The sequence below is a fragment of the Dyella sp. OK584 genome (assembly GCF_057787755.1).
The window spans coordinates 1,907,696-1,924,458 of sequence record NZ_CM173542.1 but is presented as its reverse complement, the minus strand read 5'-3'; the positions used below and the strand labels follow the sequence as shown (position 1 = coordinate 1,924,458).

15 protein-coding genes are annotated in these 16,763 nt (G+C 64.1%); 6 read left to right on the top strand and 9 right to left on the bottom strand.

Features of this window, described 5'->3' with window-relative positions; all coding sequences use genetic code 11:
- Window positions 1-8: 8 nt before the first annotated feature.
- The 5 genes from kdpA to AC3CBN_RS08530 all read right to left on the bottom strand — a co-directional run bounded on the left by kdpA (window position 9) and on the right by AC3CBN_RS08530 (window position 6,573).
- A complete protein-coding gene (gene kdpA / locus AC3CBN_RS08550; protein ID WP_488636376.1) occupies window positions 9-1,811 on the bottom strand; it encodes a potassium-transporting ATPase subunit KdpA in 1,803 nt (600 codons plus the stop codon).
- The gene (gene kdpF, locus AC3CBN_RS08545) at window positions 1,808-1,900 is read right to left on the bottom strand and encodes a K(+)-transporting ATPase subunit F (protein ID WP_131412031.1); all 93 of its coding nucleotides are present in this window, start codon (window positions 1,898-1,900) and stop codon (window positions 1,808-1,810) included. The genes kdpA and kdpF overlap by 4 nt, the downstream gene beginning before the upstream one ends.
- 420 nt (window positions 1,901-2,320) lie before the next feature.
- A complete protein-coding gene (locus AC3CBN_RS08540) occupies window positions 2,321-3,292 on the bottom strand; it encodes a DedA family protein/thiosulfate sulfurtransferase GlpE (RefSeq protein ID WP_488636375.1) in 972 nt (323 codons plus the stop codon).
- Window positions 3,293-3,383: 91 nt separating this feature from the next.
- Window positions 3,384-5,114, bottom strand: coding sequence for a gamma-glutamyltransferase family protein (locus tag AC3CBN_RS08535; RefSeq protein ID WP_488636692.1), 1,731 nt, complete (start codon window positions 5,112-5,114; stop codon window positions 3,384-3,386).
- 241 nt (window positions 5,115-5,355) lie between these two features.
- Complete coding sequence (locus tag AC3CBN_RS08530; RefSeq protein WP_488636374.1) at window positions 5,356-6,573, bottom strand: MFS transporter; 1,218 nt, start codon at window positions 6,571-6,573, stop codon at window positions 5,356-5,358.
- A 136-nt stretch (window positions 6,574-6,709) separates the two neighbouring features.
- Here AC3CBN_RS08530 and AC3CBN_RS08525 point away from each other — a divergent pair, with 136 nt between their 5' ends.
- Window positions 6,710-7,711, top strand: coding sequence for a polyprenyl synthetase family protein (locus tag AC3CBN_RS08525; RefSeq protein WP_488636373.1), 1,002 nt, complete (start codon window positions 6,710-6,712; stop codon window positions 7,709-7,711).
- 130 nt (window positions 7,712-7,841) lie between these two features.
- Window positions 7,842-8,318, top strand: a complete 477-nt coding sequence (locus AC3CBN_RS08520) for a hypothetical protein (protein WP_488636372.1) — start codon at window positions 7,842-7,844, stop codon at window positions 8,316-8,318.
- Between the two features lie 2 nt (window positions 8,319-8,320).
- On the opposite strand, the gene AC3CBN_RS08515 is transcribed toward AC3CBN_RS08520, so the two are convergent.
- The 3 genes from AC3CBN_RS08515 to ubiH are packed head-to-tail and all read right to left on the bottom strand — an operon-like array spanning window position 8,321 to window position 11,595.
- Window positions 8,321-9,109 carry a dienelactone hydrolase family protein gene (locus AC3CBN_RS08515; protein ID WP_488636371.1) on the bottom strand — a complete coding sequence of 263 codons (789 nt, stop codon included), beginning with the start codon at window positions 9,107-9,109 and terminating at the stop codon, window positions 8,321-8,323.
- A 33-nt stretch (window positions 9,110-9,142) separates the two neighbouring features.
- The gene (locus AC3CBN_RS08510; protein WP_488636370.1) at window positions 9,143-10,366 is read right to left on the bottom strand and encodes a UbiH/UbiF/VisC/COQ6 family ubiquinone biosynthesis hydroxylase; all 1,224 of its coding nucleotides are present in this window, start codon (window positions 10,364-10,366) and stop codon (window positions 9,143-9,145) included.
- Window positions 10,363-11,595: a 2-octaprenyl-6-methoxyphenyl hydroxylase gene (gene ubiH, locus AC3CBN_RS08505; protein ID WP_488636369.1), complete on the bottom strand. Its 1,233-nt coding sequence runs from the start codon at window positions 11,593-11,595 to the stop codon at window positions 10,363-10,365. Before ubiH ends, AC3CBN_RS08510 begins: the two co-directional genes overlap by 4 nt.
- Before the next feature lie 102 nt (window positions 11,596-11,697).
- Between ubiH and AC3CBN_RS08500 the strand changes: the two genes are divergently transcribed.
- From AC3CBN_RS08500 to AC3CBN_RS08490, 3 genes are read left to right on the top strand one after another with little or no spacing between them, the layout of a single operon-like run.
- The gene (locus AC3CBN_RS08500) at window positions 11,698-12,294 is read left to right on the top strand and encodes a hypothetical protein (protein ID WP_488636368.1); all 597 of its coding nucleotides are present in this window, start codon (window positions 11,698-11,700) and stop codon (window positions 12,292-12,294) included.
- A gap of 8 nt (window positions 12,295-12,302) precedes the next feature.
- The gene (locus AC3CBN_RS08495) at window positions 12,303-12,866 is read left to right on the top strand and encodes a cob(I)yrinic acid a,c-diamide adenosyltransferase (protein WP_488636367.1); all 564 of its coding nucleotides are present in this window, start codon (window positions 12,303-12,305) and stop codon (window positions 12,864-12,866) included.
- Window positions 12,867-12,876: 10 nt separating this feature from the next.
- On the top strand, window positions 12,877-13,800 hold the full coding sequence (locus AC3CBN_RS08490; protein ID WP_488636366.1) for a histone deacetylase family protein: 924 nt from the start codon (window positions 12,877-12,879) through the stop codon (window positions 13,798-13,800).
- A gap of 12 nt (window positions 13,801-13,812) precedes the next feature.
- Here the strand turns inward: AC3CBN_RS08490 and msrB are convergent, their stop codons facing one another.
- The gene (gene msrB, locus AC3CBN_RS08485) at window positions 13,813-14,217 is read right to left on the bottom strand and encodes a peptide-methionine (R)-S-oxide reductase MsrB (RefSeq protein WP_488636365.1); all 405 of its coding nucleotides are present in this window, start codon (window positions 14,215-14,217) and stop codon (window positions 13,813-13,815) included.
- An 85-nt stretch (window positions 14,218-14,302) separates the two neighbouring features.
- Here msrB and AC3CBN_RS08480 point away from each other — a divergent pair, with 85 nt between their 5' ends.
- Window positions 14,303-16,762, top strand: a complete 2,460-nt coding sequence (locus tag AC3CBN_RS08480; protein ID WP_488636364.1) for an LPS-assembly protein LptD — start codon at window positions 14,303-14,305, stop codon at window positions 16,760-16,762.
- Window position 16,763 lies beyond the last annotated feature (1 nt).

The window sequence follows — 16,763 nt, the reverse complement described above, 5'->3', positions numbered from 1 at the left end:
CGTAGATATCAGCGGACCGACATCAGGAATTCGGCAATCGGCCCCAGCGCAAGCGCCGGCAGGAAGGTCAGCGCGCCAACGATGATCACCACGCAAGCCAACAACGTGACGAACAGCGGCGTATGAGTTGGCAGGGTGCCTGCCGAGGGCGGCACGTGCCGCTTGGCGGCCAGCGAACCGGCCATCGCCAACATCGCGATCGCCAGCAGGAAGCGCGACAGATACATGCACACGCTCAGCAGCACATTCCAGAACGGGGTGTTCGCCGAAAGGCCGCCGAACGCACTGCCGTTGTTGTTGGAGGCAGACGAGACGGCGTAGAGCACCTCGCTGAAACCGTGCGCACCTGGATTGGCGATACCTGCCACGCCTGCGGGCGCCATCACGGCAATGGCCGTGCAGATCACCACCATCGCGCAAGGCACCAGCACGGCAAGGCTCGCCATCTTCATCTCGTGCGCCTCGATCTTCTTGCCGAGGTATTCCGGCGTGCGGCCCACCATGAGGCCTGCGATGAAGACCGCCACCACGGCGAAGGCCAGCATGCCGTACAGGCCCGAGCCCACACCCCCGAAAATCACTTCGCCCAACTGGATCAGCCACATCGGCACCAGGCCACCCAGCGGCGTCATCGAGTCGTGCATGCTGTTCACCGCACCGCACGAAGCCGCTGTGGTGATGGTGGCAAACAGTCCGCTCGCGGCGATGCCGAAGCGCGTTTCCTTGCCTTCCATGTTGCCGCCGGCTTGTAGCGCGGAAGCTTGCTGATCCACCGCCAGACCATGCAGCGCAGGGTTGCCTGCCTGCTCGGCGGCAATGGCGCCGTAGGCCAGAGGGACAAAGATCAGCAGCATGGTGGCAAGGATCGCCCAGCCCTGCCGCCGGTCTCCCACCATGCTGCCGAAAGTGATGCAAAGCCCGCCAGGAATAAGAAAGATCGCCAGCATCTCAATGAAATTGCTCAATGGCGTCGGGTTTTCGTAGGGATGCGCGGAGTTGGCATTGAAGAAGCCACCGCCGTTCGTACCCAGCTGCTTGATGGCAATCTGGGAAGCGGCCGGACCCATCGGCAGGCTCTGCGTGGTGACCGTCGTTTCCTTGGTTACGTCCTTTCCCGCCGCGTCCTTCACGGTATTGCCGACGGCATCCTTCACCGTCTCGACCGCCGTCGTGTTCTGCACCAGCGGCACATCTACGTAGGACTTGAAGTTCTGCACCACGCCCTGCGAGGACAGCAGCATTGCGATCACCAGCGAGAACGGCACCAGCACGTAGAGCGTGCTGCGGGTCATATCCACCCAGAAGTTGCCGACGCTGTTGGCACTGCGACGCGTGAAGCCGCGGACCACCGCGAGGAGCACGGCCATACCGGTAGCTGCAGACAGAAAGTTCTGCACTGCCAGACCCAGCATCTGGGTCAGGTAGCTCATGGTGTTTTCACCACCATAGGCCTGCCAGTTGGTGTTGGTCATGAAGCTGATGGCGGTATTGATCGCCAGATCCGGCGCCACCGCATCGAAGTGCTGCGGATTGAGCGGCAACCACTGCTGCAGCCGCTGCAGGGCGAATACAACCAGCATGCCGGCCATGTTGAAGACCAGCATGGCAATGGCGTACTTGCGCCAACCCATCTGCTCGTCGGCATGCACGCCGGCGAGGCGATAAAGCACACGCTCCACACCGCCCCCAAACCGCGTGACACGGTTGGGCGTTTCGGCAAAGACCAATGCCATATAGCTGCCGACCGGCTTGATCAGCACCAGCAACACAGCCAGGTACAGCAGCACCTGGAAGAAATCAAAGGTGGTCATTCGAACCACTCCGGCTTGAGCAGGGCTACGCACAGATAGCCCGTGAGGGCCACCGCGATCACGGCAGCCACGAGATAGAAGACGTTCATGGGTGGATCTCCCGCAAAGGAAGTGCGAGCAAGGGAAAAGTCATCGCCAAGCGGCGACGGCGTGCTATCAGGGGCGGCGCCCCAGCCGGTCGCAGATCAGCAGGAAGCCGATCGCCGCCGCGAACAGCACGAACGAAAACAGGAGATAGAGGACATCCATGGGTACCGATTCACCGTGTTCTTCAACGGTGCAAATTGTCGGAACCGGCGCATAAGAAAGGGGTAGTGAAACTACCCAGGGGCGTATAGAAGGCGTAAAAATTTGCCGCAGACTCCTCCCTCTCCCCTTCGGGGAGAGGGCTGGGGTGAGGGGTCATTCTTGCGACGCGATCTATCGAAGGTGGGCTTTTTGGAGCCCTATCGCGAGCACCCGCCCCTCACCTCAGTCCTCTCCCCAAAAGGGGAGAGGAAGAGAGGGTCTCAGGCCGCGTGGGAAATCACCACTTCTTCGGTCACGGACAATTGATGCACCGGAAAACCCGCTGTTTCCCAGGCATCCAGCCCACCCAGCAGTGGGCGCACTCGCGTATATCCGTGGGCCATCAGCGCCTTGGCCACCATGGCCGCGGACGCCTCGTTCGGACAGGTGCAATAGATCACCAGCTCAGCATCGACGGGCACTTCGGCCGCGATTCGGTCGACGCTGTTCACGTCCGCCAACAGGGCACCCGGGATGATGCGCGCGTCGATCAGGCGAGCCGCTTCCGAGCGCACATCCACGATGACCGGCATGCGACCCGCCTCGACGGCGTTATTGAGCTCTTCCACCGAGATGCGCGCCATGCGCAACGTCTTCAACAGGTGATGCCGCTGCCACCACTTGGCAATGATGTACAGCGCCAGCAGGCAACCCACCAGCATCAGCGCAACACTGCCTGCATTGGCCAGCGCCGCGAGCACGTCGTCGATCTGATCGGCGAACACATAACCCAGCGTCACCGCCAGGCCTACCCACAGCAGTGAGCCGATGCCATCGAACACCGCGAACGGCACGGCGCCCAACCCCATCGCGCCCACCAGCGGCGGCGCCACCGTAGACAGGCCGGGCACGAACTTGGCCAGCAGCAGCACGCCGCCGCGCCAGCGTTGGAATCGCAACTCCGACTGCTTCACGCACGAATCGGGTGAAAGCGAAATGCGGCACAGCGTGCGCATCACGCCGCCACCGAAGTAACGACCGGCCAGGTACCAGGCGAAATCCGCCAACAGGCAGGCGACTACCGCCACGGTCAGTACACCGCCGAGCGGCAGCTTGTCCGTGGCGGCCAGCGCGCCAGCCACGATCATCGTGGGGACCGCAGGCACCGGGGCGCCCGCCTGTTCGACGAGCACGTTGAGGAACACCAGCAGGAGACCGTACTGGGCAATCAGCGCAACGATTTGATGAGCCATGTGAACCTCACCACGAATATTCCTGCAGCAGCCGGATCATTGGGTCGGATCCGACCAAAAACAATCGTCCGCACGGCCGGGTACGGCGCCCTTAGTAGCCCACTACTTCACCATCCTTGCGCATTTCGGTGGCGCCCGAGTACACGCGCTGTTTCGAGTCGAACATGATCGCCTCGTAGCCGCCGAAATTGCCGGTGCCGGGCTCGATTTTATACCCACGCCGCGCCAGTTCAGCCTTCACCGCGGGATCGAAACCCGACTCCATCTCAACCTTGCCGATACCCTGGGAAGGCTCGCCCGTCGGCTCGGCGTTGCCGTAGTGCCGCCAGCGTGCGGCATCGCCTGCATCCTGCACGTTCATGCCGAAGTCGATGATGTTGGTCAGCACCTGCACGTGGGCCTGCGGTTGCATGTCGCCGCCCATCACGCCGAACGCCATGAACGGCTCGCTGTCCTTCATCACGAAGGCGGGAATGATGGTGTGGAACGGGCGCTTGCCCGGCGCGTAGACATTCGCTGCCTTGGCATTGAGCGAATAGAGTTCGCCACGGTCCTGAAACATGAAACCCAGCCCGTCGGCCACCAGGCCCGAGCCCATGCCGCGGTAGTTGGACTGGATGATGGACACCATCATGCCGTCCTTGTCGGCCGTCGTGAAATACGTGGTATCGCCGTCGAACAGACGCGGATCACCCGGGCCGATATCCGCGCTGGCATGGTCCAGCCGCACCTGCTTGCGCCGCTGCTCGGCGTAACCTTCGGAGATCAGCCCGCGCATGGGCACGTGCACGAAGCGCGGATCGGCATAGAACTTGGCGAGGTCTTCATACGCGAGGCGTTTGGCTTCCAACATGGCGGTGAGCGCGTCGGCACTACCGATGCCCATCTTGCGAAGGTCAAAACCCTTGAGGATCTGCAGCATTTCCAGCGCCGCGAAACCCTGCCCGTTCGGCGGCAGCTCGTACACGTCGTAGCCGTGGTAGTTCACCGATTCGGGCGTTACCCATTCGCCGTGGTGGCCGGCGAAATCCGCATAGCGAAGGTCGCCACCGATGCGTTTGAAATAGGCGTCCATTGTGTGCGCCAGCTCGCCCTTGTAGAACGCGTCGCGACCGCCTTGCGCGATGATCGTGAGCGTGCGTGCAAGGTCCGGGTTGCGGAACACCTCGCCCTCGGCGGGCGTATGGCCATCCACCAGATAGGTATGGCGCGCATTGTCCAGTTCTTCGATCAGGCCCTTCTGCTTCTCGAAGGCAGCGAAGTTGCCCTTCCAGTACTTGGCGACCAGCTGGGTGATCGGAAAACCGTCCTTCGCATAGGCGATGGTGGGCGCGAGGTCATCGGCGATCGGCAGCTTGCCGAACTTCTCGTGCAGCGCGAACCAGGCATCGACCGTGCCCGGCACCGTCACCGGCAGCGAGCCCACGGAAGGAATATGGTCCTTCGCCGGCATGCCGGCCTTGGCGTAGGCCGCCTTCACCTCGGCCTTCATCTTCGCCAGATCGCGACCTTTCGCCGAGGGACCCGACCCGTTATAGCCGTAGAGCTTGTGTGTCTTCGGATCCCACACGATCACGAAGCAGTCACCGCCGATGCCGTTGAGCACCGGCTCCATCAGGCCCAGTGCCGCATTGGCGGCGATGGCTGCATCCACTGCGCTGCCGCCCTTCTTGAGGATGTCCACCGCCACCTGCGAGGCCAGCGGTTGTTCGGTGGCGGCCATGCCGTGCTGGGCGATCACCGGGGAACGGGAGGCCCAGGCATATCCGGAGTAGCGATCACCGCGACCGATGTCAGCACTCATGGCATGGCCGGCGAACATACCCGCCGCGGCAGCCAACAGCGTGAGCGCGGGAAAACGCGAAGTACGGGGTGTGAGCATGCAGACGGCCTCGCCGATAACGGAAGCACGGCGCCCTCACCGGTGACCTGCTACGTCACCGCCGCATCACGCCGCAAAGCGTGTCGTCATACACCCTCGGCCAACCCGCTGCCAAGGAACGCCGCCACATGATGGGAATCTCGCTGAGAATTGCTTCACCGCGCCACGGTACGACCCGGCATCACGCGCCAGGGGCCGCTACCACGGCGTCGATGCCGGTATTGCCCTCGCGGATCCGACGCGCGCCGGCCAGCACGAGCGGCAGCCACAACAGCGTCATCGCGGCGGCGCAGAGGAACACGCCATCCGTACCCAACCGACCCAGCGCCACGCCACCCACGGCGCCGCCCACGAATGCGCCCAGGAACTGGCTGGTGGAATAGGCGCCCATCGCAGCGCCACGCAAAGACGCCGGCGCCAGCTGCGACACAAGGCTGGGCAACGCCGCCTCCAGCAGATTGAACCCGGAAAAGAACACCGCCGCCGCCACACCCAATGCCGCCAGGTGATCACCGCAAAGCGCAAAGCCCAGCAATCCCAGGCCAATGGCCACCACGCACACGGCCACGATGCGAAGGCTCTGTGCCACGTCGCGCATGCGATGCAGGCACGCGCCCATCACGAACGCGGCGATCACCATCACCGGCAAGTACAGCTCCCAATGGCGGCTCACCGGCAAGTGCAGGCGATCGGCCAGCAGCAACGGCAAACCGACGAAGCTGGCGGTCAGCAACATGTGCAGGAAGAACACCGAGCCATTGAGCACCAACATGCGACCGTCGCGCAGCATGGACAGTACGCTGCCGAATGCTGCCGCGGCCGGCGCCTTCTGGCGCTGCGGCGTGGGCACGATCGACCACAGCAAGACCAGCGCAACCAGTGCCAGTATCGAGGTGGCGGCAAACAGGCCCGACAGCCCGTCGATGGCCTCCAGCGGCGGCCCGAGAATCAGCGCCAGCAAAAACGACACGCCAATCGACACGCCGATGATGCCCATCACCTTGCCGCGGTTCTCCTCCCGCGTGAGGTCCGCCGCCAGCGCGGTACCCGCGCCCGCCACCGCGCCCATGCCCTGCAGGGCGCGCCCGATCACGATGCCCTGCAAGCCATGCGAGGACGCCGCCACCAGACCGCCCGCTGCAAATACCAGTAAACCGAAGGTAATGGCCGGCTTGCGCCCGATGCGGTCGGACAGCAACCCCAGGGGAATTTGCAGCAGCACCTGCCCGAGGCCGTAGATGCCCAGCGCCAGACCAATCAGCCAGGGCGTCGCATCCGGCATCTGCTGCGCGTACAGCGAAAACACCGGCATGATCAGGAACAGGCCGAACAGACGCAGGCTGATCACGCAGGCCAAAGTCAACGCGCTGCGTCGCTCAAGTGGGGAGAGTTTGCTCACCGAAGGGTTCTTGTAAGGACGGTCTGGCCGCCGATTATACGTTTTGCCCCACAAATCTGGCCGTGGTGCCCTGCCGCGGCGGATTCCTGCGGCGAACTCTCTCTATAATCGCGGGACACGACGCCGCGACTTGCTCATGACCACGACTCACGCCGACACCAGCCGTTCCCCCGACTTTGCCGCCGTACGAGATCTCGCCGCCGGGGACATGCAACGCGTCGACACGTTGATCCGCACCCGCCTTTCTTCCGACGTCGTGCTGATCAACCAGATCGCCGACCACATCATCGCCGGTGGCGGCAAGCGCCTGCGCCCGATGCTGCACGTGCTGGCCGCGGGCGCCGCCGGCTATCGCGGCGAGCAGCACATCAAGCTGGCGGCGGTGATCGAGTTCATTCACACCTCCACCCTGCTGCACGACGACGTGGTGGACGAATCGGACCTGCGCCGCGGCCGCAAGACCGCCAACGCCCTGTGGGGCAACGCGGCCAGCGTGCTGGTGGGCGACTTCCTGTATTCGCGCTCATTCCAGCTGATGGTGGAGCTGGACGACATGCGCATCATGCGCATCCTGGCCGACACCACCAACACCATCGCCGAAGGCGAGGTGTTGCAGTTGCTCAACATCGGCAATGCCGACGTGGACGAGGCCGCCTATCTGGCGGTGATCGAACGCAAGACCGCGGTGCTGTTCGCCGCCGCCACGGAACTGGGTGGCCTTCTGGGCGGCCTGCCTGCCGACCAGGTGGCCACACTGCGCCGCTACGGCATGGAGCTGGGCTATGCGTTCCAGATCGCCGACGATCTGCTCGACTATGTGAGCGACGCCGACACGCTGGGTAAGAATATTGGCGACGACCTCGCCGAAGGCAAGCCGACGCTGCCGCTAATCTACGCGTTGCAGACGGCCGATGCCGAACAGAAGCGGTCGCTGCGTCACGCCATTGAACACGGCGGCCTGGATTCGCTGGATCGCATCGTCGCTGCCATCCGCGACTCCGGCGCGCTGGAACGTACGCACGAACGCGCTGTGTTCCATGCCGATGCCGCGCGCGATGCACTGCGCTCCCTGCCCGACTCACCCTGGCGCGAAGCGATGGCAACGCTGGCGGACTATTCGGTGCAGCGCAGCTTCTGATTGTCGAGCGCCCCGCGTGCAGCGGGACCGTGCAGTGAAGCGACCAACGAGTCTGCTTTCACGCGGTGAACCGCCTCGGCCATACTGCTGAAAGCCCGCAGGTCTCCCACCGGTGCTCACGGACGACATCATGGCCAGGCCGATACCCTCATGGATGGTCGAGGTATTGCATCGCCATCGCATTGCGGTGGACGACGACGCGTTGGCACCGTGGCAGATGGTTGCCATCGCCGCTGTCACCATTCTCGTCGCCCTGATCATGGAGTCACGTCAATACAGGGCAAGGAAGCGGCCCAGTCCGACATTTCGCAGCGGCGTGGCGGTCGGACTGCTTACCTCGCTGGTCGCGCTGGTGCCACTGGCCTGGATGTCTTTCAGGGTGTTGTCGACCGGCGCCATGAAGTGCATGACTAAGCGTTGCCGGGGCACTGACTTCGTGGACTTACTCGGGCACCGACACCTCAGCTATGACCGCTACGTGTCCATGACGTTCGATCCCGCTTCCTTCTGGATGAGCTACCTCTTCCTGGCATGCTGCAGCTTGCTGGCCCTGATTGGCCTATTCTCATGCATCAGGGCCAGCATGCACTGGCGCGAGCTCGACTAAGCCTACGGCGCGTCGTTGAACGCCCCACGCAACCAGTCGTGCATCAGGCGATAGCTGCGCTGCGCCGCACGCTCGTCGTACATGCAGCCTGGCTTGTGCTGGTCGGTCTCGGTGAAGCAATGCACCGCATTGCCCAGCACCACGAACTGCCAGTCAGCCTTGCTGCCGCGCATCTCGTCCATGAACTTGTCAGCGTCTGGCATGGTGCCCTTGTCGTCGGCACCGTTCATCACCAGCATGCGAGCCTTGATCTGCTTGGCAAGTGACGGATCGTCCGTCTGCAAGGCACCGTGGAACGACACGATCGCGGCAACGTCTGCGCCGCTGCGTGCAAGATCCAGCACCGCCGAACCACCGAAGCAGAAGCCGATGGCGGCGAGTTTGGTCAGGTCGATCGGCGCATCCTTGCCCTGTGCCTTGAGCTGATCCAGTGCCATATTGATGCGCTTGCGCATCAACGCACGATCGCCATACAGCGGCTTCACTGCCGCCATCGCCTGATCGTCGCTGGTCGGACGAACTTTCTCACCGTACATGTCGGTGACAAGGATGACGTAGTCCTTACCGGCAATGCCTTCGGCTTTCTTCAACGCAAGATCGTTGACGCCATACCAATTGGGCACCATCACCAGCCCCGGGCGCTTGGCAGGCACCGCATCGTCATAGACCAGCACGCTATGGAACTGGGTGCCGTCCTGCGTCCACTCCACCGGCTTGTGCACCATCTTTGCCTGCGCGGCAAAAGCAAATCCGGACAGCAACAACACACTGCAAAGTCGGGCGATACGCATAACTTCCACTCCTGGCTGCGGGGTTCGAACGGGTCAGAGGCCGGCGGCGTGTTCGGCCAGTCGGCGCTTGATGGGAGACAACTTGTCGAGCAGGCGCACACCCAGGCCACGAGCGGCCACCAGCGGCGGCGAGGTCCAGCCGTAGATGCGTGCCAGCGCATCGAAGCCCAGTGCATCCAGTGTGTCGGCGCTGCGTCGGCGGCGCGCATAACGGCGCAGCACATGAGGCGCGGCAATATCGTTGCCGGCATCGCGTGCAGCGACCAGCGTATCGCGCAACTCGATCACATCGCGCAAACCAAGGTTCACACCCTGCCCGGCGAGCGGATGCACGGCATGCGCCGCGTCACCAAGCAACACGAAACGCTCCGCCTGGTAACGTTCTGCCAGCTGCAATCTGAGCGGAAACGCAGCGCGCGCGGTACTGCCGGTGATGCGCCCCAGGCGAAAGTCACTGGCCACGCCAAGTTCATCGAGGAAGGCCTGGTCATCCAACGCCATCACCCGCCGAGCCTCGGCCTCTGGCAACGACCACACGATCGAGCTGCGTCCATCGGCCAGCGGCAGCAGTGCCAGCGGACCCGTGTGGAGGAAGCGCTGCCACGCGGTGCCTTCGTGCACACGCTCGGTATTCACGTGAGCCACCACGCCGCGCTGCGCATAATCGCGCCCCTGCGTCTCGATGCCCGCCTGCGAGCGCAATGGCGACCCGACACCATCGGCGGCCACCAGCAGGCGTGCGGACAACGTCTCTCCCTCGGTACCGGCGAGCGCGATCTGCACCCGGTCATCGAACACTTCGAAGCCGCTGACCTGGGCCGGGCAGAGCCGGCGCACGCCGGCCGCTTCCAGCGCACTCCATAGCCGCCACTGCACGAGATTGTTCTCGACGATATAGCCGAGCAGATCACGCCCCTCCGATGCCGCATCGAAATGGATGGCAGCACCCGTGGCGGCGTCCCAAACGTGCATGTGCGCGTAGGGGCTGGCGCGCGAATCGCGTATGGACGTCCATACGTCCAAGTCATCGAGCAAGGCAACGGACGATGGCGCCAGCCCGACCACCCGCAGATCCACGCCGTCCTGCTCAGACCATGGCGCGGGCGCACGCGCCTCAAGCAGCGCGGTGGCGAAACCGGCACGCGCAAGCGCAAGCGCCGTCGCCGCACCGACCATGCCACCACCGACCACCGCTACATCCAGCGCAGGCCCACGGCGACGCGTGGATTCGCCTCGCGAAAGGGAGGTCGCGCTCATGGCAGTCGCTCCAGCACCGCTTTCGGCGGCTCTCCACGGAAGCCCATGCCGCGCTTTGCCAGCAAGCGCTGCAACGGCGGCACCCGATCGAACGCCAGCATCGCCAGCGAGCGCAGCGGACCCAACAAAGGTTGCGACAAGCATGCCAGCTGCACCAGCCCATGACTCATCATCATGGTGCCTTCGCGATCCGGCGCACGCCGTGCGGCATAGCGCGCCAGCAGATCATCCGCGCCCGGATTGGTCGCGTTGGCCACCAGCTCCGCCAGCGTCAGCGCATCGCGCAGACCGAGGTTAAAACCCTGCGCGCCAATCGGATGGACGGTCTGCGCCGCATTGCCGACGAGCACTGCGCGCGGCGCCACCAACTCGCGCGCCGCCACGCGGTGAATCGCGTACGGATATCGCCGCCCCGGACGCGCTAGCCGACCGAGCCGCCAGCCAAAGCGCTGCTGCGCCAGTGCGATGAAGGCATCGTCGTCCAGCGCAGCGACCGCGTCCGCCTCTTCGCGCGGCACAGTGAGCACCAACCCGCAGCGCCGCCCCGACAGTGGCAGCAACGCAATGGGGCCGTCATCGGCAAAACGCTCGTAGGCGCGATGGGCGTGATCACGCTCGGGTGTCACGGTGCAGACAAACAAGGTCTGCTCGTAATCGTGGCGCTCGGCGCGGATGCCCACCCGCTCGCGCACGAACGAGGCAGTACCGTCGGCGCCCACCAGCAACGGTGTGTCGATCTCGGTGACACCTTCGGCCGTGCTGATGCGGGCCCGCCAACCGTTCGGCAAAGGCTCCAGCGCTTCCAGCTTCGCCGGCGCCAGGCGCCTGAGTCGCGTGCATTCATCGAGCCGGCGCAGCAGGGCCGCACCGAGTTCGCGTGCTGGCAGGGTCCAACCCAGCGCATCGACACCGTGTCGGTCCGCATCCATTCGCACACTGCCAAATTCACCGGCACGCGTGACGTGGATGTGACGGATCGGCGTAGCCTGCGCCACGGCATGCGGCCAGACGCCGATCGCCGCGAGACCGTTCACGGTCGCCCGTGCCAGCGCGAGATTGCGTTCGTCATAGCTTGGCTGCTCGCCGATGCGCGGTGCCGCCGCCTCGACCATGACGGCGTCGATGCCTGCCGCATCGAGCGCGATGGCCAGGCTGGCGCCGACCAGTCCGCCGCCGATGATCAGAACCGGCTGCCGCCCTGCGGCCGTCTGGGGGGATGAGGTAGTCATGGCGCCGAATGATACGCGCTAGAGCCGCCCGGCCTCATCTGAGTCATGCGCAATTGCGATAGACTTCCCGTCTGCACTATGCGTATGAACACGGAGCATCTCATGGCTATGACGCAAATCCAGCGGTTGGGCATCTTCCTGGCACTCGCCCTGGTGATGGCCGCCACCCGCATTCATCACTTCGCGGCCATGCCGGATGCGTCGTGGGCTGTCTTCTTCCTTGCCGGCTTCTGGCTGCGCGGCTCGGCCCGCTGGGCGCTTCCGCTGCTGATGGCCGAGGCCGTGCTGGTCGACTACCTGGTCATCACCGGCCAGGGCATGGACTTCTGGAGTCACTACTGCGTGTCGCCGGCCTACTGGGCGCTGGTTCCGGCCTACGCCAGCCTGTGGCTGGGTGGCAGCTGGCTGGCCCGCCACCAGCGTGGGCTGCACGTGTCCACCCTGGGTCTGGCCGTGGTCGCACTGCTGGCCAGCGAACTGGTCTGCTACATGATCTCCAATGGCAGTTTTTACTGGGTCAGCAACAGCGTGCCGCTGCCGCGCAGCGTCGGCGCCTGGTTCGCCAACATGAGCGACTGGTACCTGCCCTTCCTCGGCACTACCGCACTGTATGTCGCCATCGGCGCCGTGCTGCACGTGCTGGTCAGTCAGCTCGCACGCACGCTCGGTCACGCCGCACCGCGCAGCCTGCATCACTGAGGTCGCGCGTGGGCAATCGCCTCTCGAAGATCTACACCCGCACGGGCGACGACGGCAGCACTGGCCTCGGTGACGGTTCGCGCGTTGCCAAAGACTCCTTGCGTGTCTCCGCGTACGGCACGGTCGACGAACTCAACAGCACCATCGGCATGATCCTGGCCGCCGAAGGCGTTGGCGACGACGTGCGCGAGGTTCTGACCCAGGTACAGCACGACCTGTTCGATCTTGGCGGCGAGTTGTGCATTCCCGGCATGGCGATGGTGGAAGACAAGGACATCGAGCGACTGGAACAGGTGCTCGATGGCTTCAACGATCCGCTGCCACCGCTGAAGGATTTCATCCTGCCCGGCGGCGGCATGGCCGCTTCGTGTTGCCATCTCGCGCGTACCGTGTGTCGACGTGCGGAGCGCGAGGTCATCGCGCTGGCTCGCGTTGAGGATGTGCGCCCGCAAGCGCAGCGCTATCTCAATCGCCTCTCTGACCTGCTGTTCGTGATCTCTCGCGTGCTGGCTCGCGCCAGTGGCCACGGTGAAGTGCTGTGGCAACACGAACGCCGCCGCAAGTCCAGCTAAGCGTTACCCGATGCTGCGGCTCTACACCCATACCAACTGCCTGCAGCACGACCCGGGTCCGGACCAGCCCGAATCACCCGCGCGCTTGCGCGCCGTACTGCAGGCGCTGGACCAGGATCGTTTCGCCGCCGTAGACCGTATCGAGGCACCTCGTGCCACTCGCGAACAACTACTGCGTGTGCATACTCCAGAGCACGTGGACCGCATCCTGGGCACACTGCCCGTAAGCGGCGCGGTTCGCCTGGACGAAGACACATTGATGTCTCCAGGCTCGGCCGAAGCTGCATTGCGCGCTGCCGGTGCAACGGTGGCAGCCGTCGATGCGGTGCTCGATCCGCAAGGTGGACGCGCCTTCTGTGCGGTGCGCCCTCCCGGACATCACGCCACGCCCGACCGTGCGATGGGTTTTTGCCTGTTCAACAACATCGCAGTCGCCGCAGCCCACGCCATTGCCGCGCACGGACTCAAGCGCGTCGCCATCGCCGATTTCGACGTGCACCACGGCAATGGCACGCAGGACATCTTCGCCAGCGAACCGCGAGTGCTGTTCCTGTCCAGCCATCAGATGCCGCTGTATCCAGACACGGGGCGCGAGGACGAACGCGGCGCCGGCAACATCGTCAACGCGCCGCTGTCGCCGGGCGATGGTTCCTACGAATTTCGCGAGTTGTGGGATGGCGTGCTGCTGCCTCGCCTGCATGCGTTCAGACCGCAGCTGGTACTGGTGTCCGCCGGCTTCGATGCCCACCGCAACGACCCGCTCGCCGACATACGCCTGGGCAGCGAGGACTATGCGTGGGTCACCCAGCGCCTGGTGGACGTGGCCCAGGCTCACGCTGATGGTCGACTGGTATCCAGCCTGGAAGGCGGCTACAACCTGCTCGCGCTGGCCAGCAGTGTCGCCGCCCATGTCGGCGAACTACTGGAAGCCTGAGGCAAGGGCGGGCTAGTCACCGGCCGGCACGAAATCCAGCGCTACGGAATTGATGCAGTAACGCAATCCACTCGGCTTGGGGCCGTCGGGAAATAGATGCCCAAGATGGGAATCACATGTTGCGCAGCGCACCTCGGTGCGACGCATGCCATGGTTGTCGTCCTGGCGCAGGCTCACCGCTGTACGGGCCATGGGTTGGAAATAGCTTGGCCAGCCGGAGCCGGAATCGTATTTGGCCTCCGAGGCGAATAACCGCGCTCGACAGGCGACGCACACGTAAGTACCTGCAGCCTTATGGCGATACCACTTGCCACTGAATGGAGGTTCGGTGGCCGAGCAACGGCACACCGCGTACTGCTCGGGAGTCAGTTCGGTGCGCCACTGGTCATCGGTCTTGCTCGGGTTCTGCTGACTCACGCTGAATCCTCCTGGCCAAGTCCAACTGCCTTCCATGGGGGCTTTCTGCTAGTTTTACGAGCCTCACAGCCGACAGACTGCCATCGTGACGCCCAAGCTGCCCTCGCGCCACCTGCCCCCGCGCCGCCTGTTAGCGGTTGCCGCCGCTCTCGCCCTGTTCGGCGGCCCGGTGGAGGCCCAGTCGGCGCCTGACCAGCCCACGCCTCCGACACCACCCAGCACTACGCCGCGAGCGGTGCCCAACTGTCCGCTGGGAGCGTTCCGCTGCCCGGCGCGGCCGCTCAATTACGCCATGTGCCGGCCCAACGCGATGCTGTCGTTCTACGATCCGACGCTGAGCAAGGACAGTTCGGTCCGCGAGACATCCAACACCTACGTGACGGCCCAGCGCGTCGACGGCTCCAACCAGACGGTGTACCACCTGGAAGGCGACGTGAAGATGGAACGCGCCGACCAGCGCCTGCAGTCTGATGTGGTCGACTACAACAACGACACCACCGACTACGATGCGCGCGGCAACGTGCGCTACCAGGAAGCCGCGCAACTGATGTCCTCCGACCATATCCGGGGCAATCAGGACGCCAGCACCGGCATCGCGGACAACGTCAGTTATCAGATGCTGGCCAGCCGCGGCAATGGCGTGGCCAAGCAGGGCCAGATGCTGGACGACCAGCGCACCCGCTACATGCAGGCCACGTACTCCACCTGTGACGTGGGCCATCACGTGTGGGAGATCCATGGCAAGGACATCCGCATGGACAAGGAAACCGGCGAGGGTGTCGCGCACAATGCCACCATGACCGTCGGCGGCGTGCCGATCATGTACCTGCCCACCTTCACGTTTCCCATCGATGACCGACGCAAGAGCGGCTTCCTGACCCCGACGATCGGCAATTCCAGCCGTTCGGGCTTCCTGATCAGCACGCCCTATTACCTCAACCTGGCACCGAACTACGACGCCACGCTGGACCCGCGCATCTACACCGATCGCGGCGTGATGCTGGCTGGCGAGTTCCGCTACCTGGTACCAGGCAGCACCGGCCAGCTGAACGTCGAAATCCTGCCGAACGACCGTGGCGACCCGACACCGGACAGCACCGACGACACCAAGGGCGATAACCGCTGGCTGTTGAAATACAACGATGCCACGCACCTGTATGGTCCGTGGTCGTTCAACACGTCGATCAATCGTGCCTCCGACCGCAACTACCTGCGCGACTTCGGCAACGACCTGTACACCTCGGCAATCGGCACGCTGAGCTCCACCGCGTACGTCAACGGCGCCGGCAAGTGGGGCACGGCCTTCTGGAACGCGCAGTTCGGCGCGGACTATTACCAGAACGTGGACCCGTCGCTGCCCGACTCGGTAGTGCAGTACAAGCGATGGCCGCGTGCGAACTTCAATCTGGACCTACCGATCAACGGTTGGCTGGAGTTCGGCGGCAACGCCGAAGCGGTGGCATTTCGCAAGGACAACGTGGTCGAAGGCAACCGCCTGGACCTCTACCCGTACCTCGGGGCAGATTTCCGCGGCGCGGCCTGGTTCGTCAAACCCAAGGTCGCCTATCGCTACACGGCCTACGACCTCACCGGGCAATACAATCTCTATGGCTACACCCCTGGCCAACTTGCGCCAGGCGTGGCGTCGCCGTTCACCAGCAGCTCGCCCAGTCGCTCACTGCCCATCGTCAGTGTGGACAGTGGCCTGATCTTCGATCGCAGCACCTCGCTGTTCGGCACCAGCTACACGCAGACGCTCGAGCCACGCCTCTATTACCTGTACGTGCCTTACCGCAACCAGGACAACCTGCCGCTGTTCGATACCAACCTGATGTCGTTCGACACCTGGGAATTGTTCACGCCCAACATGTATTCGGGCGCGGACCGCCAGATGAATGCCAACAACCTCAGCGCGGCACTCACCACGCGCCTGCTCGACGACAATGGCGTGGAGCGGTTCTCAGCGACCTTCGGCCAGATCCGCTATTTCACCCAGCAGCGCGTACAGCTGCCGAACAGCCCGAACACGGTGGCGCCAAGCACTGACTGGTCCGGCTCGGACTATGCGGTGGAATTCAGCACGCAGCTCAACGATGACTGGAAGGTGTCGTCGCAGTACCAGTGGAACCCCAACACTGACCTGACCGACCTGGGCGCCGTCACGGTACAAAAGCGCATCAAGACCGACGGCATCCTCAACTTCTCGTATCGCTATCGCCGCACGCCGGGCAGCAATCTGCCGCTGCTGGAACAATATGACGCCTCGGTGGTCTATCCGCTTTCCGACCAGTGGCGCTTGCTTGGCCACTGGACCTATTCAGTGCTCGACAAGCGCACCGTGGAGGCCTTGGCGGGCGTGGAGTACGACAGCTGTTGCGTGGCGCTGCGCCTCGTCGGGCGGCACTACGTGAACACCTACAACACCTCCACGCAGCTGGGTACGGCCAACAACGCAATCATGCTTGAGATCGAGTTCAAGGGCATGGGCGGGTTCACCGGTCAGTCGGAAAACGCCCTGCGCAATGGTATTCTTGGCTATCAATAAT